General features: G+C 61.7%; 30 protein-coding genes. 11 read left to right on the forward strand and 19 right to left on the reverse strand.

Features of this window, described 5'->3' with window-relative positions; all coding sequences use genetic code 11:
• Together IAE77_RS25265 and IAE77_RS25270 are read right to left on the reverse strand one after the other, a co-directional pair.
• The coding region (locus IAE77_RS25265) for an IS5 family transposase (protein ID WP_294232671.1) at positions 1 to 784 on the reverse strand (784 nt) is incomplete at its 3' end.
• A gap of 86 nt (positions 785 to 870) precedes the next feature.
• Positions 871 to 1,296 carry a type II secretion system protein gene (locus IAE77_RS25270; RefSeq protein ID WP_294232673.1) on the reverse strand — a complete coding sequence of 142 codons (426 nt, stop codon included), beginning with the start codon at positions 1,294 to 1,296 and terminating at the stop codon, positions 871 to 873.
• Positions 1,297 to 1,341: 45 nt separating this feature from the next.
• Here IAE77_RS25270 and IAE77_RS25275 point away from each other — a divergent pair, with 45 nt between their 5' ends.
• The 4 genes from IAE77_RS25275 to IAE77_RS25290 all read left to right on the forward strand — a co-directional run bounded on the left by IAE77_RS25275 (position 1,342) and on the right by IAE77_RS25290 (position 4,969).
• On the forward strand, positions 1,342 to 1,977 hold the full coding sequence (locus IAE77_RS25275) for a hypothetical protein (RefSeq protein ID WP_294232674.1): 636 nt from the start codon (positions 1,342 to 1,344) through the stop codon (positions 1,975 to 1,977).
• A 45-nt stretch (positions 1,978 to 2,022) separates the two neighbouring features.
• On the forward strand, positions 2,023 to 3,318 hold the full coding sequence (gene clpX / locus IAE77_RS25280) for an ATP-dependent Clp protease ATP-binding subunit ClpX (RefSeq protein ID WP_294232675.1): 1,296 nt from the start codon (positions 2,023 to 2,025) through the stop codon (positions 3,316 to 3,318).
• Positions 3,319 to 3,403: 85 nt separating this feature from the next.
• Positions 3,404 to 4,375: a sugar phosphate isomerase/epimerase family protein gene (locus IAE77_RS25285; protein WP_294232676.1), complete on the forward strand. Its 972-nt coding sequence runs from the start codon at positions 3,404 to 3,406 to the stop codon at positions 4,373 to 4,375.
• Between the two features lie 45 nt (positions 4,376 to 4,420).
• Positions 4,421 to 4,969: a PH domain-containing protein gene (locus IAE77_RS25290; RefSeq protein WP_294232677.1), complete on the forward strand. Its 549-nt coding sequence runs from the start codon at positions 4,421 to 4,423 to the stop codon at positions 4,967 to 4,969.
• Between the two features lie 9 nt (positions 4,970 to 4,978).
• On the opposite strand, the gene IAE77_RS25295 is transcribed toward IAE77_RS25290, so the two are convergent.
• Positions 4,979 to 5,476, reverse strand: coding sequence for a hypothetical protein (locus IAE77_RS25295; protein WP_294232678.1), 498 nt, complete (start codon positions 5,474 to 5,476; stop codon positions 4,979 to 4,981).
• 66 nt (positions 5,477 to 5,542) lie between these two features.
• On the opposite strand from IAE77_RS25295, the gene hflX reads away from it, so the two are divergent.
• The 3 genes from hflX to IAE77_RS25310 are packed head-to-tail and all read left to right on the forward strand — an operon-like array spanning position 5,543 to position 8,172.
• Positions 5,543 to 6,835, forward strand: coding sequence for a GTPase HflX (hflX, locus tag IAE77_RS25300; protein ID WP_294232679.1), 1,293 nt, complete (start codon positions 5,543 to 5,545; stop codon positions 6,833 to 6,835).
• Between the two features lie 40 nt (positions 6,836 to 6,875).
• Entirely contained in the window at positions 6,876 to 7,649 is a 774-nt protein-coding gene (locus tag IAE77_RS25305) for a glucose 1-dehydrogenase (protein WP_294232680.1), read from the forward strand.
• A 7-nt stretch (positions 7,650 to 7,656) separates the two neighbouring features.
• Positions 7,657 to 8,172, forward strand: coding sequence for a DUF6702 family protein (locus IAE77_RS25310; protein ID WP_294232683.1), 516 nt, complete (start codon positions 7,657 to 7,659; stop codon positions 8,170 to 8,172).
• Here IAE77_RS25310 and IAE77_RS25315 read toward each other — a convergent pair whose 3' ends face one another.
• From IAE77_RS25315 to IAE77_RS25335, 5 genes are all read right to left on the reverse strand, one after another.
• On the reverse strand, positions 8,173 to 8,709 hold the full coding sequence (locus IAE77_RS25315; RefSeq protein ID WP_294232684.1) for a hypothetical protein: 537 nt from the start codon (positions 8,707 to 8,709) through the stop codon (positions 8,173 to 8,175).
• 75 nt (positions 8,710 to 8,784) lie between these two features.
• Entirely contained in the window at positions 8,785 to 9,699 is a 915-nt protein-coding gene (locus tag IAE77_RS25320) for a sugar phosphate isomerase/epimerase family protein (protein WP_294232685.1), read from the reverse strand.
• An 80-nt stretch (positions 9,700 to 9,779) separates the two neighbouring features.
• Positions 9,780 to 10,436, reverse strand: a complete 657-nt coding sequence (locus IAE77_RS25325; RefSeq protein WP_294232686.1) for an ATP-dependent Clp protease proteolytic subunit — start codon at positions 10,434 to 10,436, stop codon at positions 9,780 to 9,782.
• A 101-nt stretch (positions 10,437 to 10,537) separates the two neighbouring features.
• On the reverse strand, positions 10,538 to 10,864 hold the full coding sequence (sugE, locus tag IAE77_RS25330; protein WP_294232687.1) for a quaternary ammonium compound efflux SMR transporter SugE: 327 nt from the start codon (positions 10,862 to 10,864) through the stop codon (positions 10,538 to 10,540).
• Between the two features lie 42 nt (positions 10,865 to 10,906).
• Entirely contained in the window at positions 10,907 to 12,886 is a 1,980-nt protein-coding gene (locus IAE77_RS25335; RefSeq protein WP_294232688.1) for a serine/threonine-protein kinase, read from the reverse strand.
• A gap of 138 nt (positions 12,887 to 13,024) precedes the next feature.
• On the opposite strand from IAE77_RS25335, the gene IAE77_RS25340 reads away from it, so the two are divergent.
• Genes IAE77_RS25340 through rpsF form a run of 4 tightly spaced genes read left to right on the forward strand, consistent with a single transcriptional unit; the run spans position 13,025 to position 15,610 of the window.
• Positions 13,025 to 13,963, forward strand: coding sequence for a ribose-phosphate pyrophosphokinase (locus IAE77_RS25340; RefSeq protein WP_294232689.1), 939 nt, complete (start codon positions 13,025 to 13,027; stop codon positions 13,961 to 13,963).
• Positions 13,964 to 14,020: 57 nt separating this feature from the next.
• A complete protein-coding gene (locus IAE77_RS25345) occupies positions 14,021 to 14,677 on the forward strand; it encodes a 50S ribosomal protein L25 (protein ID WP_294232690.1) in 657 nt (218 codons plus the stop codon).
• Positions 14,678 to 14,722: 45 nt separating this feature from the next.
• The gene (gene pth, locus IAE77_RS25350; protein ID WP_294232691.1) at positions 14,723 to 15,304 is read left to right on the forward strand and encodes an aminoacyl-tRNA hydrolase; all 582 of its coding nucleotides are present in this window, start codon (positions 14,723 to 14,725) and stop codon (positions 15,302 to 15,304) included.
• A gap of 15 nt (positions 15,305 to 15,319) precedes the next feature.
• Entirely contained in the window at positions 15,320 to 15,610 is a 291-nt protein-coding gene (gene rpsF, locus IAE77_RS25355; RefSeq protein WP_294232692.1) for a 30S ribosomal protein S6, read from the forward strand.
• A 102-nt stretch (positions 15,611 to 15,712) separates the two neighbouring features.
• Here the strand turns inward: rpsF and IAE77_RS25360 are convergent, their stop codons facing one another.
• From IAE77_RS25360 to IAE77_RS25405, 11 genes are all read right to left on the reverse strand, one after another.
• Positions 15,713 to 16,936, reverse strand: a complete 1,224-nt coding sequence (locus IAE77_RS25360; protein ID WP_294232693.1) for an aspartate kinase — start codon at positions 16,934 to 16,936, stop codon at positions 15,713 to 15,715.
• Between the two features lie 68 nt (positions 16,937 to 17,004).
• Complete coding sequence (locus tag IAE77_RS25365; protein ID WP_294232694.1) at positions 17,005 to 17,574, reverse strand: pseudouridine synthase; 570 nt, start codon at positions 17,572 to 17,574, stop codon at positions 17,005 to 17,007.
• Positions 17,574 to 18,092 carry a hypothetical protein gene (locus IAE77_RS25370; protein WP_294232696.1) on the reverse strand — a complete coding sequence of 173 codons (519 nt, stop codon included), beginning with the start codon at positions 18,090 to 18,092 and terminating at the stop codon, positions 17,574 to 17,576. Before IAE77_RS25370 ends, IAE77_RS25365 begins: the two co-directional genes overlap by 1 nt.
• A gap of 9 nt (positions 18,093 to 18,101) precedes the next feature.
• Positions 18,102 to 18,761, reverse strand: coding sequence for a lysophospholipid acyltransferase family protein (locus tag IAE77_RS25375; RefSeq protein WP_294232698.1), 660 nt, complete (start codon positions 18,759 to 18,761; stop codon positions 18,102 to 18,104).
• 33 nt (positions 18,762 to 18,794) lie between these two features.
• Positions 18,795 to 20,462: a SpoIIE family protein phosphatase gene (locus IAE77_RS25380; protein WP_294232700.1), complete on the reverse strand. Its 1,668-nt coding sequence runs from the start codon at positions 20,460 to 20,462 to the stop codon at positions 18,795 to 18,797.
• A gap of 10 nt (positions 20,463 to 20,472) precedes the next feature.
• Positions 20,473 to 21,657 (reverse strand): MlaD family protein, encoded by a 1,185-nt coding sequence (locus tag IAE77_RS25385; protein ID WP_294232702.1) that lies wholly within the window; start codon positions 21,655 to 21,657, stop codon positions 20,473 to 20,475.
• Complete coding sequence (locus IAE77_RS25390; protein WP_294232718.1) at positions 21,654 to 22,520, reverse strand: ATP-binding cassette domain-containing protein; 867 nt, start codon at positions 22,518 to 22,520, stop codon at positions 21,654 to 21,656. The genes IAE77_RS25385 and IAE77_RS25390 overlap by 4 nt, the downstream gene beginning before the upstream one ends.
• Entirely contained in the window at positions 22,520 to 23,266 is a 747-nt protein-coding gene (locus tag IAE77_RS25395; protein WP_294232720.1) for an ABC transporter permease, read from the reverse strand. The genes IAE77_RS25390 and IAE77_RS25395 overlap by 1 nt, the downstream gene beginning before the upstream one ends.
• A gap of 12 nt (positions 23,267 to 23,278) precedes the next feature.
• Positions 23,279 to 23,623, reverse strand: a complete 345-nt coding sequence (locus IAE77_RS25400) for an STAS domain-containing protein (protein ID WP_294232722.1) — start codon at positions 23,621 to 23,623, stop codon at positions 23,279 to 23,281.
• 217 nt (positions 23,624 to 23,840) lie between these two features.
• Positions 23,841 to 24,044: a hypothetical protein gene (locus IAE77_RS30980; RefSeq protein ID WP_345781019.1), complete on the reverse strand. Its 204-nt coding sequence runs from the start codon at positions 24,042 to 24,044 to the stop codon at positions 23,841 to 23,843.
• 33 nt (positions 24,045 to 24,077) lie between these two features.
• The gene (locus tag IAE77_RS25405) at positions 24,078 to 24,581 is read right to left on the reverse strand and encodes a hypothetical protein (protein ID WP_294232724.1); all 504 of its coding nucleotides are present in this window, start codon (positions 24,579 to 24,581) and stop codon (positions 24,078 to 24,080) included.
• Positions 24,582 to 24,789: the final 208 nt, after the last annotated feature.

Here is a 24,789-nt window from a genome sequence, read left to right on the forward strand (position 1 = left end):
TGAGGGTTGCGAAGGCCAGCCAGTGCATGCCGGTCAGAGTCGAGGCCAGACGCTCGTAGTCTCTTGAGAAGCGCTTGAAGCGTGCCGCCCAGCCAAAGCTGCGTTCCACCACCCAGCGCTTTGGCAGCAGCACAAAGCCCTTCTTGGCTTCCGAGAGTTTGACCACTTCAAGTCGTATTCCATGCGCCTGCGCCTGGCGTGCAGGCTCCTCTCCTGTGTAACCTTGATCCACATAAGCCAGCTGCACATTCTCTCCGGTGGCCTGTTGGATCTGCTCTGCAAGCTCGCCGACCTGCGCACGTTCCTGCTGGTCGGCAGCCGTCACTTTCACCGCCAGCAGATGCCCAAGAGTATCCACCGCAATGTGCACCTTGCTGCCTTTGCGACGCTTGTAGCCATCATAGCCTGCCCGGCCGCCGCTCTCTGGCGAGGACTGCAGGGTGCGTCCGTCGATGATGGCCGCCGTGGGCTGGGCCTTGCGTCCCTTGGCCAGGCGTGAGAGTTCACGCAGATCATGGGCCATGGCTTCGAAGCAGCATGCCTTCATCCAGCGCTGCGCTTGCTGGTAAACGTTCTGCCAAGGCGGCAGGTCATGGGGCATCATGCGCCACTGGCAGCCGCAGCGCACGATGTAACGCAGGGCGTTGAACAGCTCGCGCAGCGGATAGTCCCGCTGGGGCGCATCTTCCTTCATCAGCACCAGATAGGGACGGCAAAAGTCCCATTCGGCATCGCTGACGTCACTGGTGTAGCTGGCTCTTGGCTTCTTGGTCGAAGGTTCCATCCCAAGCGTATGCCTCGAAACCTCCCCAGTGTACAGCCCTTTTCAAAGTTAATAACAGGCTCTAAGCCCGTTGCAAGACACCAGGCTCAAAGCTGGCCGCCTGCGGGCTCGTAGAGCAGCAGCCCGGCCTCAAACCTCACAAAATCCAGGGCGTCCGGGATGCGATGGTGGTCCAGCCCGGTCAGACGGAAGGTCTTGCCCTTCCAGAGGCCGTCTTTTCCCACGGTGCCTTTGATCAGGTTCTCGACCGTGGCCATTTTGTCGTCCTTCACCACGAAATCAGCGCCGCCCATGGTGGCGCACACGCCCAGGGAGACGATTTCCTGCGCATTGCGCTGGTTCACCATGCGGCGCATCGCCTCCCGATGTCCGTGCCCGTAGCTGGTGATGAGCAGGCCGCTGATGATGCCGATCATGGCAATGACAACAAGAAGCTCCACCAACGAAAAGCCACGCCGGGCCCGGACGGAGGCGGCGAACACAGGCCTGAAGTGGCGTGGGAGACGTGACATGTCCAAAAATCTCCGCCCATCCGCATGATCGTGCAATCTCTCGTTTTGAATGTGAAGGCTTCCGCAGCTAGGAGACTGCCCGAAACCATGACGCCGCCCGCCCCGCTCGATTCGTTGCCCCGCCCGCTGCATGCGGCGGTGCAGTCGGCGGGTTATCGCGTGCTGCGCTGGGCTGCCGCACGGCGGGTTTTGCAGAACCGAGCCGCGAAAGGCCGGTTCAGCGCCGCTCTGGGGGAATATTTAAGCCGGTGGATGCCGGCGGCGACCAGCAGCGATCCGGCAACGCCGCTGGAACTGGTTTTCACCGCGACCGGCAACCAGATTCATCTGACGGGCGGAAACGCGGCGTTCGCCACCGAACCGGTCGAGCGAGCGCTGCTGCATCTGCCCGCCTTGCGGTCGTTCTGGGGCAATGAATTGCGTGCGGCCCACTTCGAGGCGCTCAAGGCCGTCATTCCGCCCGCCTGGCTGCGCGATCCGGCCGCAGTGCCGCCGGGCGCGGTGATTCACGGCCTGGGCATCAGCGCGTGGAGCGATCTGGACCGTGCGGAAAGTCACGGCCTGACATGGCAAAAGGACGTCTTGACCGTCCGAAAGATCGACGGAACAAGAATCAACGTCCGCTACGTCCGGAATGACAAAGACCAAGTGGTCCCAAGTTCTGCCGAAGCGTTGCCTTGACGCGCATCCTGCTTCCGTGCGACATTCCTCCACCCCCAAAAACTCATGGCCCGCGGCTCCAACGTCACCCTCTGCTCCTTCTGCGGCAAAAGCCATGCGGAGGTGAAGAAGCTCATCGCCGGACCGGGCGTGTACATCTGCGACAACTGCATCCACGTCTGCAAAAACATCCTCGACAAGGAGTCCTCCCAGGACGCGGAGCCCGGTGCCGCCTCCCTGCTGGTGCCACGGCCGGCGGACATCGCCGCCTTGCTCGACCAGCACGTGATCGGCCAGCCGCAGGCGAAGAAGGTGCTCAGCGTCGCGGTTCACAATCACTACAAGCGCATCCTGCACGCCCAGCAGCAGGCCGCCCGCAGCGCGAGCGGGACGAAAAAAGTCGCCACCGCGATGCCAGACCCGCATGATGTGGAGATCGAGAAGAGCAACGTGCTGCTCATCGGCCCGACCGGCTGCGGCAAGACGCTGCTGGCCAAAACGCTGGCCCGCATCCTGAACGTGCCCTTCAGCATCGCCGATGCCACGACGCTGACCGAGGCCGGTTACGTCGGCGAGGACGTGGAAAACATCATCCTGCGCCTGCTCCAGGCGGCGGATTACGACGTGGCCCGTGCCGAGGTGGGCATCGTTTACATCGACGAGATCGACAAGATCGGCCGCAAGACTGAGAATGTCAGCATCACACGCGACGTGTCGGGTGAAGGCGTGCAGCAGGCGCTCCTGAAAATCATCGAAGGCACCGTGTGCAACGTGCCGCCGCAGGGAGGCCGCAAGCATCCGCAGCAGGAATACATCCAGGTGAACACGGAGAACATCCTCTTCATCTGCGGCGGTGCCTTTGTCGGCCTGGAGAAGATCATCGAGCGCCGCATGGGCAAGAAAACGATGGGCTTCGTCACCACCGGGCATGAGACGCAGGCGGACAGCGGGAAAACCCGCTCCAGCGTGGAGCCGGAGGATCTTCTGTCCTTCGGCCTCATTCCGGAATTCATCGGCCGTCTCCCGGTCGTGTGCTCGCTGGAGGCACTGACCGAGCAGGAGCTCATGCGGGTGCTCACGGAGCCGAAAAACGCCCTCACGAAGCAGTTCTCGAAGCTGCTGCACATGGACGGCGTCGAGCTTTCCATCACCCGCGACGCCATGCTCGCCATGGCGAAGGAAGCGGTCTCACGCGGCACGGGCGCACGTGGATTGCGCAGCATCTTCGAGCGCATCATGCTCGATGTCATGTATGACGTGCCCAGCCGCATGGACGTACGTGGCGTCACCATCAACGAAGGCGTCGTCAAAGGCGAACGTGCCCCGCTGATGCGCAAACGCATCGAGCGCAAGGCCGCGTAGGATTGGCGCTGCGATTTACAAAGCCGGTCTGAAAATTCTTCTGGAGCATTTCCAGCGGGCCGCTCCATAATGGCCGCCATTCCTCATGAGCACCCGCACCTCTTCCCGTCGTCAGTTTTTTCAATTTGCCGCTGCGGCCGCCGCCGTGACCACCGGCACCCGTTTTGCCCTGGCCGCGGACAAAAAGGCGCCGTTCAAGATCTCGCTAGCCGAATGGTCGCTGAACAAGGGCATCTTTGGCAAAGGTAATGCGGAGCGGCATGAGCACCTCGACTTCTGCAAGATCGCCCGCAGCCTGGGCATCGACGGCGTCGAGTATGTGAACCAGATGTTCTTCGACAAGGCCACCGACGCCGCCTACCTCGGCGAGATGAAGAAGCGCCAGGAAGGCGAAGGCGTGACCGGCCTTCTCATCATGTGCGACCGCGAAGGCAACCTCGGTGATCCCGACGAGGCCAAACGCGCCAAGACGATCGAGAACCACCTCAAATGGCTCGACGCCGCCGCCACGCTCGGCTGCCACAGCATTCGCGTGAACGCCGCCAGCGATCCCAAACTGAGCTGGGACGAGCAGATGAAGCTCGCCGCTGATGGTTTGCACCGCCTGTGCGTCGAAGGCGACAAGCGCGGTCTCTTCGTGGTGGTCGAAAACCACGGCGGCCTCTCCAGCAACGGCCTCTGGCTCACGGGCGTGATGAAAGCCGCCGATCATGCCCGTGTCGGCATTCTTCCTGACTTCGGCAACTTCTACACCGACCGCAACAAAGGCGAGCTCTACAACCCCTACAAAGGCCTGCGGGAGTTCATGCCCTGGGTGAAGAAAGGCATGAGCGCCAAGGCCTACGACTGGGACACTGGCGCTGGCCAATTCTACACCGAGGACCGCCGTGAAGGCCGCGAGATGACCCTCGATTACCAGCGCCTGATCGACATCGTGCTGAAGGCCGGCTACAACGGCTACATCGGGATCGAATACGAAGGTGACAAGCACACCGAGATCGAAGGCATCAAGCGCACAAAGCAGGCGCTCGATGAGATCGCGGCCATGGTCGCCTGATTTTCACTCGCTCCAGCACACTCCAACACTCCACCCACTGCCATCATGCCCGCCGAAGACGCTCCCCTCTCCCCCGCAGGTTCGGAAACCACGCTCTGGTCCGGTCACACGTCCCAGTGGGTGCATTTCTGGTATTATCTGTTCTGCCTGATCCTCGCGGCCGCCATCGCCGTCGGTGCCACGATGATCGCGCTGCCCACCGCCGGTGTGGGCGCGCTGGGTTACATCGCGCTCGTGATTCCGCTCCTCCTGTGGCTCGTCCGCTGGTGGATCACGAAATGCACCACCTATGAACTGACCACGCAACGCCTGCGCATCCGCACCGGTGTGCTCAACCGGAAGGTGGATGAGCTGGAGCTCTTCCGCGTGAAGGACTACACCATGGACCAGCCGCTCATGCTGCGTCTCGTCGGTCTGGGCAATCTGACCATGATCACTTCCGATGCCACCTCCCCCACCGTCTCGATGCGGGCGATTCCCGAGGTGGAGTCGGTGCGTGAAAAACTCCGCACCGCGGTCCAGAGCGAGCGCGATCGCAAACGCGTCCGTTCCCTGGACGTGGACAATGTCGAGGACGACGGCGCGCTGGCGTGAGCCGGCGGGTCACTTCTCCTCGATCTTTTCCGCGCTCACCACGCTGGTCTTCCCATCCTTCGTCTCCAGGCGCAGCTTGAAGCGGGCAAACTCCTTCTTGTAGCTCCAGCCGACCTCCGCCAGCCACGTCGTGGCGCTGGTTTGCTGGAGCGAGCGGAGCTGAAGCACGAAAGCAGCGAGATGGGTGTCGGGGTCGGCGATGGTGTGTTCTGGCGGCACGTCCTTCAGTTTGAAGGCGTTGATGAACTTCAGCTTCAGATCGGCAAACCGTGCGCTGAAGGCGTCCGTGGCGGGCGTCATGCCGTCACGATTGATCTCGCCCAGCACGATGGAGTAGCTCTTCGCGACCCCCGGGTTCAGATCCGGCAGATTGGCGATGACATGACGGATGGCGGCCTCTCCGGCGTCGTTTTCAAAGTAGCTCACGGGCAGCTTGCCGCTGTCGGAGGAGTCACAAGCCGCGATCCCGAGGCAGAGGGCGGCAAAGAGGGCGTTTCGGCGTGTCATGGTCCCGTTCATGGCATGGAATACGCGGCTTGGCAACGTGCCGGCGCTCGCCATGCTCAGCTTCACATGTTCGACATTCGTGAAAAGCCCAACATGGTCGAGCGCGCCTTCCTCATCGGCGCGTACTTCGACCGCCGTGAGAAACCGGAGGCCGCCGCGCTCCTGGATGAGTTGCGCGAGCTCGTCGGAACCCTCGGCATCGAGGTGATCGGTGCGGAACTCGTCTATGCCCGCGAGCACACCGCCCGCCATCTCATCGGCAGCGGCAAATCCGCCGAGCTGATGAAGCAGGCGAAGGACCTGAACGCCGACTGCATCGTGTGGGATAACGAATTGAGCCCCGCCCAGCAACGCGCATGGGAAAGCGAGGGCGACATCTGTGTGATCGACCGGCACGAGGTCATCCTGGACATCTTCAACATGCGGGCCAAGACCCGCGAAGCTCGCCTGCAGGTCGAACTGGCACGGCTGGAATACTCAATCCCCCGACTGACCCGCATGTGGGCGCACCTTGACCGCCAGGGCGGCGGCGCGGGCGGCGGACAAGGCGGGGCGGGAGCAGCACGTGGTGAGGGTGAAACCCAGCTCGAAGTGGACCGCCGTCTCGCCAGCAAGCGCCTCGACAAACTGCGGGCCGACCTGGAAGAGGTGAAAAAGCAACGCGACACCATGCGCAAGGAGCGCAGCCGCGTTCCCGTGCCGCATGCGGCCATCGTCGGCTACACCAACGCCGGCAAGTCGTCCCTGCTGAACAAACTGACGGCGGCGGACGCTTACGTGGAGAACAAGCTGTTTGCCACACTCGACACCACCACCCGGCGCATGGAGCTGCCGGACGGCCAGCCCTTGCTCATCACCGACACCGTTGGTTTCATCCGCAATCTGCCGCACGATCTGGTGCAGTCCTTCCGTGCCACGCTTGAGGAGGCAAACCAGGCCGACTTCCTCATCCACGTCATTGATGCCAGTTCGCCACAGGCACTCGAATTTCACCAGACGACGACCCAGGTGCTCGGTGAACTGGGCGCAGGTGACAAAAAGGCCCTGCTGGTGCTGAACAAGATCGATCTGGTGGACGACACGCGGCTGCTGGAGCTGAAACGCGAGTTTCCGGGCGCTGTCATGATCTCGGTAAAGAGCGGCCAGGGCATGGATGACCTCCTGCATCGCCTCCATGACTTCATGATCGACCGCGTCGTGCGTCTCACCCTGAGTTTGCCACTGGATCGCATGGATCTTGTCGCCCTGGCCCATCAGGAGGGCAAGGTCCTGAGCGAAGACTACGAAACCGGCCGCGCCGAAATTCAGTGTGTGATTCCGAAGCGCCTTGAAAGCAGGTTCATCAAGTTCGCCGTTTGATGTAGCCTTCCATTCCGTTTTTCACACTCCAACCCAGCTCATGTTCTCACTCGCCAACAAAACCGTCATCATCACCGGAGCCGGATCAGGCATCGGCCAGGCCATCGCCATCCTCTTCGCCAAACAAGGAGCGCACGTGGAAGTTTTTGACCTCCAGCAGGAGTCCGCACAGGAAACGGTGGATCAGATCAAGGCCGCAGGCGGCAGCGGGAACGCCACCGCCTGCGATGTGGGCGATTATGCGGCTGTGAAGGCGTTGTTCGATGCTGTGGCCGCCAAGCACGGCAAGATCGACATCCTCGTGAACAACGCCGGCATCGCCCACATCGGCACCGTGCTCACCACCACTGAGGAGGACATGGACCGCCTGCATCGCGTGAACATCAAAGGCGTGCATGCCTGCGCCCAGGCCGCTCTCGCGCACATGGTGATGCGAAAGAACGGCGTGATCCTCAACATGTGCTCCATCGCGGCACAACTCGGCCTCGCCGACCGTTTCGCCTACTCGATGACCAAAGGCGCCGTGCTGATGATGACCTACTCCATCGCGAAAGATTTCATCAAGGACGGCATCCGCTGCAACTGCATCGCCCCCGCGCGCGTCCACACACCGTTTGTGGACGGTTACCTCGCCAAAACCTATCCCGGCCGCGAAGCGGAGATGTTCCAGAAGCTCAGCGAGGCCCAACCCATCGGCCGCATGGCCAAACCGGACGAAATCGCCTCCCTGGCGCTCTATCTGTGCAGCGACGAGGCCTCCTTCGCCACCGGCACGAACTACACGCTCGATGGCGGTGCGGTGAATCTGCGTTGATCGCGCTATGCGCTCACTGGCCGCCATTCTCTGCCTGTTTGCGCTCACCAGCCTTCACGCCCACTCGCTGCATCAGTCCACAGCGGAGGCGGAGTACAATCCGACGACGAAGAAGCTCGAAGTCAGCCTCACCGTCTTCATCAACGACCTCGAAACCGCCCTCATCCGCCAGAGCGAACGCGAAACCCGTCTCGACAAAACACCCGCCGCCGAAATCGACGCCCAAATCCAGGCCTACCTCGCCAAAACCTTCGTGGTCACCGATGCAGCCGGCAAAGCCGCCAAGATCGAATGGGTGGGACGCGAACTGGATGCCGCGAGTGCGAAGAGTGATCCGGCAGTAACGCTGTTCTTCGAGATCGTGCTGCCGAGAGGTTTGACCGGCACCAAGCTGCGACACGCGGTGTTTTGCGAGATGTTCAAGGATCAGGTGAACCTCATCCTGGTGCGCGACAACGAGAAGAAGGTCGAGTTTCGTTCGAGCACCGGAGATGGACCAAAAAGAATTGGAGGGCCTGAATGATCAAACAAACCCATACAGGTGATTCCCGGTGACGAGAGAGTTGTTCAATCGCAGCGACTTGGTTTTGAAATCCAGATTGAAACCACACAACTCCAACAGGGCGGCGCGATCTGATTCCTGGCCGGATGTGAACCACGAAATGGCTGGCAACAGATTGTTTTCATATGCGCCGGGATCCATTTCCCAGATTTCAGTCGCTTCAATCTTGAGATACGCCCCCTTGCAGCTACGCACGATTTCTTCCCACCTGGGCCAGTGGAACACGGGATTACTGAACTCTGAACATACAAGCTCTTTACTCGCCTCAAGATTCTTGAGCGCATCTTCAAGCGGAGCAACCAAACAAGTGAAGGTGTCTTCCCCAACTTTCTGAGCAACAGCATTCGATTCCCGGAATGCAGTCAGCCAGAAGAAAGGGAAAACGTAGCTGCCGCCCTCACTAACAGCGTCGCTAATCTCGAAGTTACGGTTGCCGTTTTCGTCCTCAAATGCAGGCGCAGGATTGTTGTCACTGATTAGGTAGGCGCGATTGGACATGTGTGGATAGTATTGAACCGGGTGGGATTGACAAGAGTTGGCGCGGCAAAGCCTGACCTTTGACGCCATTCGCCGTCACCCAAAGAATGGCGCGAGCACGTTGCGGGCGACTTTGAGGGCTTTCATGCGGCCTTCGAGCGTTTTGCCGAAGGTGTCGTCCTCGACTTCGATGCAGAGGGGGCCGTCGTAGCCGATGCGCATGAGTTCGGCCATGAAAGCGGGCCAGTTGATGTCGCCGTAGCCGGGAATGCGCGGTTGGTGCCAGCGGAGCGGGAAGTCGAAGCGGCCGACTTCATTGAGAGCCTTGCGGTCGACCTTCACGTCCTTGGCGTGAATGTGGAAGAATTTCGACTTGAACTCGGCCAGCGGGCTGAGCGGGTCCATGTCCTGAAGGATGAAGTGCGAGGGGTCGAAGTTGAGACCAAAGTTCGGGGAATCGATGTCGCTGAACGCACGACGCCAGATGGCGGGCGTGGTGAGGAGGTTTTTGCCGCCGGGCCATTCATCGCGTGTGAAGGACATGGGGCAGTTTTCGATGCCGATCTTCACGCCATGGTCCTCGGCATACTGGATGATGGGTTTCCAGATCTTGAGGAAGCGCGGCCAGTTTTCATCGACGGACTTCGTCCAGTCGCGCCCAACGAAGCCGGTGACGAGATCGAGACCGAACTTCGGCGCGGCGGCGATGACCTTTTTGAAGTGCGAAACGGCGAAGCGCGAAACTTCGGGATTGGGATCAAGCATGTTCGGGTAGTAGCCGAGCGCGCTTATGCCGACGCCCTGATCCTGGCATTGGGCAAGGATGTCCTCGGCCTTCGACTTGGTCATGCCGATGACATCGACATGCGTGACGCCGGCGTATTTGCGCTCCGCCTTGCCCACCGGCCAGCACATGACCTCGACGGTGGCGAAGCCCTCGTGCCGGGCGAAGGAGAGGACTTCCTGGAAAGACAGGTCCGGAAGGATGGCGGAGACAAAGCCGAGTTGCATGGTGCGATGGTTGGGAGTGGCGATCTGTGGGCATGAAAAAGGGCGGGATGATGTGTCCCGCCCTTTTGGGATGAGAGGTCTTACTTGTCGTCTGAAGGAAGGATCTTCTTTCCTTCGAGCACCTTGTCCACGAGGCCATATTCGGCGGCCTGGGCGGCGGACATGTAGTTGTCACGATCGGCGTCGCGTTCGATCTGCTCGACGGATTTGCCGGTGTGGTGGGCGAGGATGCGGTTGAGGCGCTTTTTCAGGTTGAACATGTATTCCACCGTGCGCTCAACATCGGAGGCGGTGCCGCGTGCGCCACCGGAGACCTGATGGATCATGATGTCGGAGTTCGGCAGGGCGTAACGCTTGCCCTTGGTGCCTGCGGCGAGCAGAACGGCTCCCATCGAAGCCACGAGGCCGATGCTGTAGGTACAGACATCGCATGTGAGGAACTGCATCGTGTCGTAGATCGCGAGACCGGCCGTGACGCTGCCGCCGGGGCTGTTGACGTAGATGTTGATGTCCTTCTTCGGATCCTGCATCTGCAGGAACAGGAGCTGGGCGATGATGATGGAGGCCATCGTGTCATTCACCTCGCCGCCGAGGAAGATGATGCGGTCCTTCAGCAGGCGGGAGTAGATGTCATAGGCGCGTTCACCCCGGCCTTCGCTTTCGATCACGGTGGGGACCATGTAGCTGGCGTGCGGGGCGATGATGGAGGGGAAATCGGAGTTCTGGCTGGGGGTCATGGCGGGAATCAAGAGGCTGCGGGGTGGATTGTCAAACCTGGGGGCGGATGAAGGCTGGAAATGACGAAATCAGGATGACGAATGACGACTCTCCACAGGCATTACGCCTGTGAGCCGCTGGTGAGTTTCAATCCGATGATTCCGGCGACGATGAGCACGATGCAGACGAGCCGGGCGGTGGTTCTGGGCTCATGGAAGACAAAGATGCCGATCAAGGCGGTGCCCACAGCACCAATGCCCGTCCAGATGGCATAAGCGGTGCCGATGGGCAGCGAACGCAGCGCGAGTGAGAGGAAGAAGAAGCTCGCGATCATGAGCAGCGCCGTGATCACGCTGGGCCAGAACCGTGTCCAGCCGTCCGTGTGCTTCAGACCGACCGCCCAAGCGACCTCCAGAAGGCCTGCGATGATGAGATGAAGCCAGGGCATTGAGGAGAAAGGACAAGAATCTGCGAACGCTGAAACAAGACCTCAGCGCGGGTCGAGAGCAAACTCCCGGACTGAAGACACGCCCGCGACCAAGGGCATGAAATCCGCATCACCAACAATGTGCTCGTAACTGGCAGGAGGCGGCAAGGCGGCACCCGACGAAACCCTGGCGGCACGTTGCTTGCGCCTCGCCGCCACATCGTCACGTTTCACACGGACCCGCCCCGCGTCGCCGACACGGCCTTCGCTGTTGAGCTTTTTCTCCATCGAATTGAGCACCTCGATGTAGCGGTCGTAGAGAGGCAGCGAATCGGTGTCCTTTTTCTGCGCATACACTTTCTCCATGCCACGGTAGGTGTTGCGCAAGCGCACGATGGTGGCGTTCAGGGAGGCCGGATCGATGGACGGCATGAACTTGTGCGTGACGAAGCGATTGCGCTCCTCGCGCAGAGCCATCGCATCATCCAGCTTGCCGGCGCGGGAGGCCTCGGTCTGCTCGCGCTCCAGCGCCGCGAGGTAGCTGGCGCTCAATGTGGCGATCTGGTCCGCATAACCTGTGTTCACCTCCCTTTCGAAGGCGCTTTGAAACTGCGACTCCAGCAGCGCAAGCTCCTCTGTGACCGTCTTCGGCACGGAAGCCGGTGTCGATGCCGGAGCAGGCACGGGAGTGGGCGTCGGGGGCGTGGATTGCGGCCGTGTCGGCGTGGAAGCAACGGTGCTGGTGCTGCTGGAAGGGGGCACTGTCGTCGGACGCGACGACGAGGGTGTGGAAGCAGCCGGCATGGAGGCTGGTGTCACACGCTCGGGCGCCGCACCCGGCGGCGGCAGCGGCGAACCGGAAGGCGTGACCAAGGAATCGAAAGGATTCACTGCCTCGCTGGCTGGCGGGGAAGGCTCGTCAGGCTGATGCAAGGCACCCGGATTCATGACAAACCAGCCGCCAACCCCCAGCATGCCAAGAGCCGCGAGCACGTACGGCACGGTGGATGACTGCCGCCGAGCCGGCTCCGGCGGTGGAGCCTCGAACTGCGGCCTGGGGCGGCGTTGCGGCATCGAGGCCGGGCTTCGAGATGACGGAACCACCGTTCGGCCGGGCGTCTGAGCGGGCTGCTTGGGCAAAACGGCGCTGGATTCCTGCCCGGCCACCGCCAGCGGCGTGGTGAGGATGACATCCAGGTCACGACGCAACTCCAGGCTGGTCTGGTAGCGTTCCTCGCGGTCTTGCTCCAGCGCCCGCCGCACGATGCCGTCGAAGCGCGGATCGATGCTGTGAAACTTCTTCGAGGGCATCTTGAACATGCCGCGTGGAATGTCGCCCGTGAGCATCTGATACAGCATCACGCCGACAGCATAGATGTCAGCACGCCCGTCCACATCGATGCCGAGAGTCAGCGTCTCAGGCGCCACGTAATCCGGCGTGCCCATGGCCATGCCCGTCTGGGTGAGGCCGGAGTTTTGGGCGCTGTTGGTGATCTTGGCGAGACCGAAGTCGGCCACCTTGACGCGGCCGTCGCCGTCAATCAGCACGTTCGAAGGTTTGATGTCACGATGCACGATGCCCTGCTTGTGCGCGTAGCCGAGCGCATCGCAAAGATGCGCCGTGACAGCGAGCGCGTGCTCCGGAGAAAGGCGGCCCTCCCGGGCGATCATGCGCTGCACGTCCGTGCCATCGACAAACTCCATCACAAAATAGAGCTGCCCTTCCGTGGTGCGGCCGAAGTCATACACGCTGACGATGGCAGGATGATTCATGCGGCCCATGAGCCGCGCCTCATTTTTAAATCGCTCGGCAAAGGCACCATCCTGTTGCTCGATCGCGGGTGGCAGCAGCTTGATCGCCACCGGGCGGTCCAGGCTGAGCTGGATGCCTTTGTAAACGGCACCCATGCCGCCGCGGCCGATCAGGCACTCGACCCGGTATTGTGGCAGGATGCGTTGCAGTTCCTCCGGTTCCGGCGGTTCCCAGCGCCAGCCGCCGCCGGTGGTCTTCGGCGGTGGCACATCGTCGGTGGGATCATTCATGGCAGATCAGTCAAAACACCGTCTAAAAAGCAGAATTTTCACCAGCGCCACGAGAACTTGCAAGCGAATCGCCAGACAACTCCGCAGAATCATCCGGCGGGTTGATTTCTGTGACAGCCTCGACTAACTCCGCGGCCCATGAATGAAAGTCTGAAGATCTTGAGCGGCTCCGCGCATCCCACCCTGGCAAAAGCGATTGCCGAAAACCTCGAGATGGCGTTGTGCGCAGCGGAGCTGACCACCTTCCCGGACGGCGAGACTTTCGTGCAGATTCACGAGAACATCCGTGGTGGTGACGTCTTCATCGTGCAGCCGACCTGTCCGCCGACGAATCAGAACCTCATGGAACTGCTCATCATGGTGGATGCTGTGCGCCGTGCCAGCGCCCAGCGCATCACCGCCGTGCTGCCGTTCTTCGGTTATGCCCGCCAGGACCGCAAAGACCGCCCGCGCGTGCCGATCACGGCAAAGCTGGTAGCAAACCTGCTCGTGGCGGCAGGCGTTCATCGCGTCCTCACCGTCGATCTCCATGCCGGGCAGATCCAGGGCTTCTTCGACATCCCGGTGGATCACCTGTATGCCGCTCCGGTTTTGATGAAGGCGATCCGCGAGCGCGAGATCAACGACCTCGTGGTCGTCTCTCCCGATGTCGGCGGCATCAAGATGACCCACGCCTTCGCCAAGGCGCTGAAGGCACCGATGGCCATCGTCGCCAAAAACCGCGTCAGTGCCGAGGAAGTCGAGGCGCACAGCGTGATCGGCGACGTGGCGGGCAAAAACGTGCTGCTGGTGGACGATTTGACCGAGACGGCCGGCACCCTGACTGCGGCGTCCAAACTCCTGCTGGAGCATGGAGCGAAGACGATCTACGCCGGCGTCTCCCACGCCGTTTTGGGCGAAAAGGGCCGCGCCCGCATCGCGAATTCGCCGATTGTCGAGCTACTGGCCACCAATTCAACACCCCAGGCCACGGGCGACAAAGTCACCGCCCTGGACATCGCGCCGCTGCTGGCCCAGGCCATCGCCCGCATTCACGGCAATGAGTCCGTGACTTCACTGTTTGACACACGGGGGTAGGCGTGTATTCTCCGCGCCCTTTTTCCAAAACCCACACCTCCATCGAGGAACACGACCATGGCCAAAATTCTTGATCTCCAGGCAGAACCCCGCACCCAGTCCGGAACGGGCGCTGTCAAACGCATGCGCAAAGCCGGAAACATCCCCGCCGCGCTCTATGGCCGCAAGGTGAAGCCCTCAAACATCCAGGTGCACGGCAAGACCTTCTCCAAGCTCCTTGAAGGCTCCGCCTCCGACAACATCCTCGTCTCCCTGAAGATCGCTGGCGGCGAAGATCAGCTCGCCCTCGTGCAGGAAGTGCAGCACGACTACCTCCGCGGCGGCATTCTTCACATCGACTTCCACGCCGTCGCCGCTGACGAGGAAATCCACGCCAACGTGCCTGTGACCACCACAGGTGAGGCCAAAGGCCAGAAGTTCGGCGGCCTGGTGGAAGCGATTCATCACGAAATCGAAGTCCGCTGCCTTCCAAAGGATCTTCCTGAAGCGATCGAGATCGACGTCTCCCACCTTGAGCTCGGCCAGGCGATCCACATCAGCGAAATCGCCTTCCCCGCCGGTGTCACACCGCGCCTGGCTGGTGATGTCGTCATCGTCATGTGCGTGGAGCCGAAAGTGGAGGCCGAACCCGAGCCGGCTGCCGCTGCTGCTGCCGCCACCCCTGCCGCAGGAGCCAAACCTGCTGCCGCCGCCGCCGCTCCGGCCAAGAAATAATCCTTCCGCGATGTGGCTTCCGGCGCGGACACAACGAGCAGCGGCATGAATATGCCGCGCCTCATTGTCGGCCTCGGCAATCCTGGCGAAACCTACCGCGATACCCGTCACAACATTGGATTTATGGTGCTGGACGAAATCGCACGCCGCCTGGGAGCCGCTTTCCGCGAGGAGAAGCGCTGGTCAGGCCTCGTGGCGAAGTTCAATGGCGGCCATCTGCTCAAACCGCTCACGTTCATGAACGACAGCGGCCGTTCCGCCCAGGCGGTGGGACATTTTTACAAGACCTCCCCCGCCCAGACGCTGGTGGTTTACGACGATGTGGATCTTCCGCTCGGACGCCTGCGTTTCCGCTCCAATGGCTCCGCCGCAGGACACAATGGCATCCGCTCCCTCATCTCATCCTTCGGCACGCAGGAGTTTCCCCGCCTGAAGGTGGGAATCGCCCCCGCCGCCGGACGCCCCGCAGGCGAACGCATGGTGGGCCATGTGCTGGGCAGCTTTCGCTCCGAGGAGCAGCTTGATCTGCAAAATGTCATCCAGCGGGCCGCCGATGCCGTGCTGGCCGCGATTAACCGTGGCCTGGATGCCGCCATGAATGTCTTCAACCGACAACCTGAACCCTAAAACCACAACACCGACATGACCCGCAAATACGAGGCACTCATCGTGCTCGACACCAAAGGCAAGGAAGAAACCATCGACTCCCTCGTCAGCACCATCAGCAAGGACATGGAAAAGTCCGGCCTGAAGCTTGAGCAGATCGACAACATGGGCAAACGCAAGTTCCCCTTCAACCCGCGTCACGTCGAGGCCGGCCACTTCGTGAAAGTCCAGTTCACTGGCGAGTCTTCCGCCCTCGATTCGCTCCGTTCCAAGCTGCGCCTGAACGAAAACGTCTATCAGCAGTACTACCAGAAGCGCTGCGCGTAAGACGCCTGACGGCTTGAAATTTAAAACCCCGGTTCCGCTCACGCGGGCCGGGGTTTTGATTTTTAAAATTGCCCTGTTCCTGCGGAACAGGGTTCTGCTTTGTCACGCATCCAGACCGAACGCCGTGTGAACGACGCGGGCGGCGTTCTCCACTTCGCTTTCCTCGACGATGACCGCCGTCTTGATCTCGCTGGTGGAGATCATCTGGATGTTGATCTTCGCGTCGGCGAGAGCCTTGAACATCTTCGCGGCCACGCCGCTGTGGCTGCGCATGCCGATGCCGACGACGCTGACCTTGGCGATGCCGCTCTGCGTGCGCAGGGTGGCTTTCTCACCGAGATTGGGGACCACCGCCTTCAGTGCGGCTTCGGCCTTCGGCAGGTCGGCGGCGCTGAGCGTGAATGAGATGTCCGTGATGCCATCAAAGCTGACGTTCTGAACGATCATGTCGATCGTGATGTTCGCCTGTGAGATCGCGCCGAAGATGGCCGCGCTGATGCCGGGGCGGTCGGCGACGTCGTCGATGGTGACCTTGGCCTGATTGCGCTCGAGGGACACGCCGCGGACGACGACGGACTCCATGCCGGGGGTTTCTTCTTTCACGATGGTTCCTGGGTTGTTGTTCATGCTGTTGCGCACTTCAAAGCGCACACCAAATTTGTTCGCGAACTCGACGCTGCGGCTCTGCATCACCTTCGAGCCGGAGGAGGCCATTTCGAGCATCTCCTCGTAGCTGATCTCCTCGATCTTCTTCGCAGTCTTCACCACACGCGGATCGCAGGTGTACACGCCGTCCACGTCGGTGTAGATCTGGCAAAGATCCGCCTTGATGGCCGCCGCCATGGCGATGGCGGTCAAATCGCTGCCGCCGCGGCCCAGCGTGGTGATTTCGCCGCTCGCAGTCTCGCCTTGGAAGCCGGCCAACATGACGATATTGCCTTCATCGAGCATCTTCTTCACCGCATCCGGCGTGATGTTCACGATGCGGGCCTTCGTGTGCACGCGGTCGGTGGAAATGCCGGCCTGAGCGCCGGTGAGGGACACGGCCTTGCCACCCAGCGCGTTGATTGCCATCGCCGTCAGCGCGATGGTGGTCTGCTCGCCCGTGGCGAGGAGCACGTCCATCTCACGCTCGACGGGTTCACGCTCGGGGGAAACCTCCTTCGCCAGCTTGATCAGGCTGTCGGTCACACCCGACATGGCGGAGACGACGGCGACGACCTGGTTGCCGGCCCGCTGCGTTTCCAAGATGCGACGGGCGCAGTTGCGGATGCGCTCGGGATTGCCGACGGACGTGCCGCCATATTTCTGGACGATGAGGGCCATGCTGGGGGTTGGGGAAAGGGCGCGGAAAATGGCATGCCGGACGGGGTGCGCAAGGACGGAAATGACCCTCAAACACCCAGCTTTCTGACCTCCGGACCCGTCAACTCGCGCCATTGCCCCGGCTCCAGGCCGAGATCGGCCAGTTGCAGCCCTCCGATGCTCACCCTCACGAGTCTGAGCGTTGGAAAACCGACAGCAGCCGTCATCCGGCGCACCTGGCGGTTTTTGCCCTCCGTCAGCGTGAGTTCGACCCAGCTTGTGGGGATGTTTTTGCGGAAGCGGATCGGCGGATTCCGGGGCGGATGGCCCGGTTCCGCCTCCAGACGCCGTGCTTGGCACGGCAGAGTATGAAACTCCTTCAAATCGACGCCTGAACGCAATTGACGCAGTGCTGCATCGCTGACCGCACCGTCCACCTGGGCGTGATAGGTCCGCGGGTGCGCATGACGTGGGTTCAACAAGCGGTCATTCCACTTTGCCTCATCACTGAGCAGCAGCAGACCTTCCGAATCACGATCCAGACGCCCGATGGGATAAACGGACGGCGGAAAGCCAAACTCGGCCAGTGTGCGATGCGAAGGATGCTCCTGCGTGAACTGCGAAAGCACGTCGTAGGGCTTGTAAAACGCCAGCAGCATCACTTCTGCCTCAGTTCCGCAAGCTGGCGCTCCAATTCGGCACGTCGCTCCTGGCGCGTCGAATTCACCGCCTCGTGGTTCACGCCTCCGATCACGGATACGACCGCCATCACCAACCCGAAGCACCCCATGCCTGCGGGCACGATCGTGAACACCCCGGCCCCTGCGGAGGAAAATCCATAAGCCATCAGAAAGCACACCACAGCAAAGAAGATGCCGAAGGCACCGCCCATGACGCCACCGACCAGGCCCGCTTTTTTTTGCGCTGAAGCCACCGGTTGGATGCCCATCTCACGATCCAGCTTCTCGATCTCATTTTGCAATGTGATCACCTCCAGGCTCTCCGCCATCCGGCCGGTGTTGTCGGCGATCTTCGCGACCTCCTCCGTGAACACGGAAGAATCGGTGCGCTTTACCTCCAGGCTGCTCTGGCAGAACTGGCAGGTGACAAAACGGGTGTTGTTCGCGACTTGAAGTGGCGCGCCGCAGTGATTGCAGCGGACGGAGAGCGTTTCCATGCGCCGAGGCTAGCGGCCGCGCTGGAGGTTTTCAAGACGGGTTCCAAACCTCATCACATCTTCCAACGCCAGCCGCTGCTGTTCGAACTCCTCCTCGGTCATGCGCCGCGGAATGTGATGCGGCTTGCCAAAGACGATCGTGATCTTCGCAAACGGCAGCGGCAGCAGAAACTCGTCCCAGGTCTTGAACTGGATCGCGTGGCTGTAATGCAGGTGCACCGGGATGATCGGCGTGCCGGTGAGCTGCGCCAGCTTGATGATGCCCGCCTGCACCCGGTGCAGCGGCCCGCGCGGACCATCCGGCGTGATGCCGATTTCAAACCCTTCGTTCGACTTCTTCGCCAGGGCGATCAGGGCACTCATGCCTTTCTCGGGCTTCGAACTCGATCCACGCTCCGCCTCGATGCCGAAACTCTCGCACACATCGGCGATGATCTGCCCGTCACCGCTCGGGCTGGTCAGAATGGTGCCGGGAACGTTCGCGAACCACTCGTGGTGCAGCCACGGGATCAGGAACATGCGGTTGTGCCAGAACGACCAGATCCAGCCCTTCCGCGTGGCATCAAACACCCCCGCCTCGTCACGCACCTCCCAACGCAGCGTCATTCCGATGCCGCGCATGAGCCACGCGATGATCTTGCCGACGTTTTTGATCCGAATCTTTGCCATGTCCGCCCATCCATGCCGCGAACTGCCCGCACATCAACCCGCCCTTGCGGCGGAGAGTGATTTCACCAGTTCGATCACCGATCTCCCCTCCTCACGACGGAAATCGACACGATCAAACACCTCCTGGATGACATGCAGCCCCAGCCCGCCGATGCGCTGGCCTTCGCACGGCGGCGTCACGAGACGTGCGAAGTCCTCGTTGGTGATGCCTTCGCCCTGATGCTCGATGAAGATGCGGATGGCTGAGTCATCGGACTCGATCCGGCAGCAGGCCGGGCGGCCGCCATCCACGGAGCAGTAGGCGTATTTGCAGATGTTGCTCATCACCTCATCACAACCCAGCACGATGAGACCGATCACGTCGTCAGCAATGCCGTGCCACAGGGCCCAGGCGTCGATGAACTCACGCACCAGCCGCAGCGTGTCCGGCTGGCAGGTCAGCGCGATCTCGTTGGGCGGTGGCGTGGCGTGGTCCGTGATCATCAGCACCGTGGCATCGTCCTGGTAAGCGGCCCCGTGGGCGAAAGCGCTCCATTTTTCGACCAGGTGCTTCAGGGAATCCTTGCCGCAGCCTGTTTGCGCCAGCGTTTCGGCAAAGGCACGATCCTCGAAATGCTCACCTGCCCGGTTCTGCACCTCCGTGATGCCGTCGGTGAAAAGCATCCACTGGCAGCCCCGGCTCAGCGAAAGGACTCGTTCCTCATAACGTGCCACCCTGGCGATTCCGAGCGGCGCGTTGGCAGGAGCGGCGACTTCCTGCCATTTTTGGCCATCAAACACCTGCGCACCCGGCAATCCGGCGCAGCAGAGCGACACTCGACGCGTCTTCGGGCAGATCAGCATCGCATTGATGGCGATGAACCGCCCGGCCTTCATCACGCCGCACAGGCGCTGATTCAGCGTGGCCGTCCACTCCGCTAGTCCCATCGAAACGCACAAATGCGCCGTCGATGCGATCAGGGTCGTCCCACGCGCCATGTCCAGCGCCGCAGGCAGGCCTTTCCCACACACGTCGCCCACACCGAGCAGGATCTTGCCGTCGTCGATCTGATGCCAGAAGTAGAAATCACCTCCGACTTCGCTCGCCGGCTGGTAGAAGCTTTCCACCTCGACATCGCCCAGACGCACCTGCGGCGCTGGCAGGAAGGAATCCTGGATCTCCTTCGCCGACGAGAGCTGCTGCCGCGTCTCCGCCTCCTGGATGGCCTTTTTCTGCGACTCCAGCCGCAGCAACGTCACCGCGATCAGGCTGCCAAAGCTCTCAAACATCTCCACATCCTGCGCCGTGAAAGCCCCGCCACGATTCGGATTGATCGCCTGCATGACGCCGAGGCAGCGCTCGCCATCCAGCAGCGGAATCGTCACCATCGCCCGCGTCACGAGATCACTCTGATCGGCCGCCGGGCGGAAATGACGCGGATCACTGAGCGCGTCCTCGATGTTGACGGCCCGCTTGGTGGCATAGACATCCCCGGCGATCCCCTTCCCCTTCGGCACGCGCACATCCATCGCATTGATCGGATCCAGGGTGGAGCGGATCAGCAGATCCTCCTCCGGACCGTCCGGCAGCAGGATCGAGCACACCTCGCAGTCCATCACCTCCCGCGAACGCTGCAGGATGTGATCCACCAGCTCAACGAGGTTCTGGGTGCTGCTCAGCCGCCGTGCCACATCGATCAGCACGTTCTGGCGCAATTGCATGGGAGGACTGTCACTCACGGCGTTTGAAAACTTCGAGGATGCCTTTCTTTTTCGGCTCAGACATCGGCGGCTCTGGCTTGGTGCTGGATTCGAGCTCCTTGATCCGCACGGGATAGGGCTCCTTGGAGCGGCGCATGTGTTCGATGATCATCTCCTTCGTCGGCACGTCGTTTTCTTTGTTGCCAAAGATCAACCGGTTCGGCTTCTCCGCCAGCGTTCCAGTGATGTACTCGCCCCAGACGACGAGCGCGCTCATCTCCTCCACCAGCATCTGGACTTTGGTCATCGTGGTGTCGAGGTGCTTCTCCAGCCCCGGCCCGGCCGCACCCTCGCCACCCGCCAGGAGGCGGTGAAGATCGCCCGTGATCTCGTCAAGACGCGCACGCAGTCCCGGCTTCCCATCGGCTCCGGCGATGGTGGCGTTCAGCTCTTTTGAAAACGTCTCGAGATTCGCCAGCACGGCATCCGCACGCTTCGCCAGTCCCTTGTCCGCCGCGCCTTTCGGCCCCTGCACCAGTTCCTGGATGCCTGCGGCCGTTTCCTCCAGCTTGTCGGCCACGCTGTTGAGCTTCTGGCCGAACCCGGGCGTCTTCCCGTCTCCCGCGAAGATGGTTTTGAGCTCGTTGGTGAACGCTTCGATGTTCGCGAGCGAATCGGTGATCTTTTGCGAGGCGTCACCCTTCCCCAGCGGATCGGTGATCTTCTTGATGTCGTCCGTGATCGATTTGAGGTTCGCGATCAGCACGTCCCCGCCGGGCAGCAACATCTCCAGCATGCTGCCGAGACTTTTGGAGCTGAGCTTCGCCCCATCGGCCAGGAGACCGCCTTCGTCATCCACAGGGACCAGGCCGATGTGCTTCTCGCCCAGGATCGATTCGGCGCTGATGACCACCTTCACATGGGCCGGGATGGCCGTCTTCTCCATCACGGAGACATGCACGCGCACCGGCAATCCAGGAACCAGGCGATCCGCTGGGGCTAGGTGCTCGATGCGTTCGACCGTTCCGATGTTCGAACCGGAGAGCAGCACGTTTGAATTGCGATGCAGGCCGGTCACATCCTCGAAGTCCACGGAGAAGCGCAGGTGCGGCTTGCTCCACGGATCGCCTGAGATGGCGAAGAGCAGCGCTCCCAGCAGCGCCAGGGAGCAAAGGATGACCAGGGAGGCCACGATGGCGTCGTGCTTGTTCTTCATGACTTGGAAAGGAGGCCCGTGCGTGCATGCCCGCCGAGCAACGAGTCGCGGTAAAGATGCCCGCCGGAGTCGTCGCCCGCGTCGCCCTCGGCTTCACCGTTGATGAACTGCTGCACGGCGGGATTGGGGTTCGCGCGAATCTCCTCGGGCGTGCCTTGGGCGATGATCTTGCCCTGCTGGGCTCCGGTGCCGAGCATGATGATGCGGGTGCCGATGCGGAAGACGCTGTTCATGTCATGAGTGACGACGACGACCGTGGCGCCGATCTTTTGCGTGAGCCGTTGCGTCAGTTCGTCCACCACGGCGGTCATGATGGGATCGAGTCCGGCGGTCGGCTCATCGCTGAAAACCAGCGGCGGGTCCAAGGCGAGCGCCCGGGCGAGCGCGGCACGCTTTTTCATGCCGCCGCTGATCTCGGAGGGCTTTTTGTGGCCGTGGCCCGTCAATCCGACCTGCTCCAGCTTCATTTTCACCACGGTGTCGATGAGTCCGGCGTCCAGCTTGGTGTGCTCGACCAGCGGCAGCGCCACGTTCTCGGCCACGGTGAGTGATTGCAGCAGCGCTCCGGATTGAAACAGCATGCCGTAGCGCCCGCGCAGCTTTTGCATCTCGCCATGGCGCATCGTGGTGATCTCACGGCCGAAGACCTTGATGCTGCCGGAGGTCGGCTTCTCCGTGCCGATCAGATGACGCAGCAAAGTGCTCTTGCCACAGCCACTGCCTCCCATGATGACGAAGGTGTCGCCCGCGTAGATCTTGAAACTCACGCCATTGAGCACCGTCTGGCTGCCAAAATGCCGCACCAGCGAATCGACCTCGATGATCGGCTCGCCTGCGGGTGCGTTTGGGAGTTGGGAGGACATCAGAAGAAAAACAGCGCAGTGAGGATGGCGTTGGCGATGAAGACACCCAGCAGCGAGACCACCACCGAGCGGGTCGTGGCAAGTCCGACACCTTCCGCCCCTCCGCTCACGTTCAAACCGATGCTGCAGGCGATCGTCACCACCAGCACGCCGAACACGCCGCTCTTGAGCATGCCGATGCCCACATCCCGCAGCTCCACGTATTGCAGCGCGTGATTCACATAATACGCCGTGTTCATGTGCAGCGAGAAGTGGCTGATCAGCCAGCCGCCGGCCAGTCCGACGTAAATGCCGAACACCGTCAGCAGCGGCATCATGATCACCATGGCCAGAAAACGCGGCACGATCAGCCACGACATCGGCGGGATGGCCATGACCTCCAGCGCCTCGATCTCCTCGGACACCTTCATCGTGCCCAGCTCCGCCGTGACGGCCGATCCGCTGCGCCCGATGACGATCACCGCCGTGATCAGCGGCGCCAGCTCGCGCACCAGGCTCGATGACACCAGCCCAGGCACATACATCGTCGCCCCGAGCTTCGCGAGCTGCGCGGCCGACTGCATCGCCAGCACCACGCCGATGGTCAGCGCGGTCAGGGCCGACATCGGCACCGCATGCACGCCGATGCGCACGATCTGCGCGAAGGTGTGGCCCAGACGCCAGGGTTTGCCCCGAAACGGCGCCACGAACAGCCAGTAGAGCAGTTCTCCGCACACTTCGAAGTACTGGCGGAGCGCGGTCATCATGAAGGCGGAGAATTAGCGGGCCAGCGTGGCGGCATCGAGCGCATCCTGCACCGTCGGCAGATGCACCACGAACGCGCCCAGCCGCACGATGTTGAAGGAGGCCTCGACACGGCCGTGGATGCCGGTGAGCGCAAACTCCGTGCCCGCGCCGCTGGAATGCTGGTAATACTCGACCACCACGGCCCAGACCGGCGTGTTGACGAAGGTCACCTTCGAAAAATCGATGATCAGACGCTTCACGTTCGCCTTCATCTGCTCGCGCACGAGCTGCTGGAACTGCGGCACGGTCGCCAGATCGGCCTCGCCTTCGAGTTCGATGACGGTGGCGTTGGGGTGGATGCGAACGGTCGGTTTCATATGAAAATCAACGGGCGGGGCAGCGTGAGGTCAAGGAAGAGCAACGGGGTTATTTCTGGCTGCGGAAAAGCGCGATGATTGTCCCTGCTCAAGCTTTTGACCAGACAAAAACCGGAGCACTTTCGATTCGACGGATGCCGTCTAAGAGGGGTTGCGTATGCCACACCGCTGCCTTTCCAGATTGCTCGTCGGCCCGCTAATCCTACTGATTCTGCCTTTACAGGTGGCCGCGCCGTCCAAACCCGATGATGTCCGGTGAGATGGCCTTGAACGCGGGATGCGGCACGAAGGGGATGAGGCCGATGATGATCAGGTAGCATGACAGCAGGGCATTGGTCCATGTGGCTGCGTGGTCCTTTTCCTCACAGCGTATCGCCGCATTGAAACGCGCACCCTTGGTGATCCACAGCTTGTAGTTCAGTTCTTCTTCCCAGCCCGTCTCAGGAGCGCCCGTTCACAGCTCCTCATCCGCGCATTCCACCGGCGGCACCGGCTCCGTCACCGCGTCGTCCCACATCTTCTCCAGGATCATCGCCCGCACCTCATTCATCCAGTTCAGCAGAGGCTGCCAGGGAGAGGGCGGGCCGCCGGTCCAGCACAGGTCCGTGTGGCTGCCGTTTCCGTGATGGAGCCGCACCCAGCCGTGCCCGCCATCGATCACCAGCGGTGCCTCGCATGACGCTGGCAGTGACAGCGCGGCCAGCGTCCGCTCCAGCGTTTCCATTTCGGCGGCCGAAAAGGAGAACGTCTGCACCAGTCCATGCTGGGGGTCCCGCATGGCCGCCGTGCCAGCCGGCCTCTCGCTCAGGCCGCAGGGCTGCTTTGACAGCAGCAGGTAAGTCCAGCCATCCCGCATTCCCGGCATCGCCGGTTCGCCATAAAACTCCACCCACGGCTGGCAGCGCAGCAGGGCCTCATGCAGGCCTTCTGGGCGGGGAAGATTCGTCGTGGAAAGCATGGCGTGGGCGGGAAATCGTGGTGGAGCTCCTCTCAAATATCCAGCTTCGGCAGCCCGTTCACGATCTTCATCGTCTCCACGCTCACGGTGATGACGCGGAGGAAGACTTCAGAGGAGTGGCGGGATGCTGCGGCGTGTCTCCTCATTCTTTGGCCCTGGCTGACGCGTGGTCCAGATTGCACAGGTCGATGCAATACGTGTGCGCTGC

The sequence above is a fragment of the Prosthecobacter sp. genome (assembly GCF_014879935.1).
Lineage (GTDB): Bacteria > Verrucomicrobiota > Verrucomicrobiia > Verrucomicrobiales > Verrucomicrobiaceae > Prosthecobacter.